This is a genomic window from Microbacterium sp. B19 (assembly GCF_000333395.1).
In the GTDB taxonomy this organism is placed as follows: Bacteria; Actinomycetota; Actinomycetes; order Actinomycetales; family Microbacteriaceae; genus Microbacterium.
Genome location: NZ_BADA01000245.1, coordinates 1 through 1352, shown reverse-complemented (window position 1 = coordinate 1352; position 1352 = coordinate 1). Strand labels below are relative to the sequence as shown.

The window sequence follows — 1352 nt, the reverse complement described above, 5'->3', positions numbered from 1 at the left end:
CCGTGGGCGGCCGTGTTCGTGCCCGATGCGTATCGCGAGGTCGTCATCGTCGTGACGATCCTCGGCGGTGTGGGAGCGATCCTCGGGTTCTCGTTCCACTCGGCCGTCGTGGGCGGGCGCGCGGCCCGAGCGGTCTCCAACACCGGGTGAGGATCGCCCCCGTCGGAACCCAGGACTACGCTGGCGGCACCGACGGGAAGGACGCCGCCCATGCGCTTCGCTCATCTCGGGGCCGAGCCCCGCATCCACCCGGACGCCGTGATCGCCCCTACCGCGGTCATCAGCGGTGACGTCACGATCGGACCCGGATGCCAGGTCCTCCACGGCGCGGTCCTCACCGCCGAGGGCACCCGGATCGTGCTGGGGGAGAACACCATCGTGATGGAGAACGCGCTGCTGCGAGCCAGCTCCACCCATGCGGTCCATGTCGGCGCGCACACGCTCATCGGCCCGATGGCGAGCGTCGCGGGAGCCGACATCGGCGATGAGGTGTTCCTCGCGACCGGCACGCGTGTCTTCAACGGCGCGGAGATCGGCGACCGCAGCGAGGTGCGGATCAACGCCATCGTGCACCTGCGCACCGTGCTGCCGCCCGAGTCGGTCGTGCCGATCGGTTGGGTCGCGGTCGGCGACCCCGTGCAGCTGCTCTCGCCCGATCGGCACGACGAGATCTGGGCCGCGCAGAAGGAGCTCGACTTCCCCGGGTACGTGTTCGGTCTCGACCGCGAGACACCCGACCTGATGGTGCAGCTGACCGAGCGCTACGGTCGCAGTCTCGCGCGCCACGCCACGGACCGCCGCCTCGACTGAGACACTAAAGCGCCGGCGCCCCGAAGGGCGTCGGCGCTTCCGTGCGGGACCGGATCAGCCCGTGTTCTGCAGACCCGCCGCGACACCGCTCACCGACAGCAGCAGCAGGCGCTGGTGCTCGGCATCCGGGGTCGGGTCCGAGGCGTCGGTGTCGCGCAGCGCGCGGAGGGCCCGCAGCTGCAGGAGCGACAGCGCGTCGACGTACGGGCTGCGCATCTTCACGGCGCGCTGCAGCACGGGCTTGTTGCCGAGCAGGTCGCCGCCGGTGATGCGCTCGACCCACGAGCGGGTGAGGAGCATCTCGTCCATGACGAGCTCCGCCAGGTCGTCGCGGTCGCCGAGCGCCAGGTAGCGGCGTGCGATGCGGGCATCGGCCTTCGCGAGGCTCATCGCGACATTGTCGATCATCGTGCGGAACAGCGGCCAGCGCGCGTAGGCGTCGCGCAGGCGCTCCTCGTCGCCGACGGCATCCAGCGCGGTCCCCAGGCCGAACCAGCCGGCGAGGTTGATGCGCGCCTACGTGCCACGAGAACACCCACGGG

The 1352-nt window shown here is 71.1% G+C and carries 1 protein-coding gene and 1 pseudogene; one reads left to right on the top strand and one right to left on the bottom strand.

All coding sequences use genetic code 11. The annotated features are described in order from the left end of the window. Positions 1-210: 210 nt before the first annotated feature. Complete coding sequence (locus tag I5G_RS09290) at positions 211-810, top strand: gamma carbonic anhydrase family protein (RefSeq protein ID WP_022878816.1); 600 nt, start codon at positions 211-213, stop codon at positions 808-810. Positions 811-864: 54 nt separating this feature from the next. Here I5G_RS09290 and I5G_RS09285 read toward each other — a convergent pair. Beyond that, positions 865-1352: pseudogene (locus I5G_RS09285) on the bottom strand (phosphoenolpyruvate carboxylase); the annotation flags it as partial.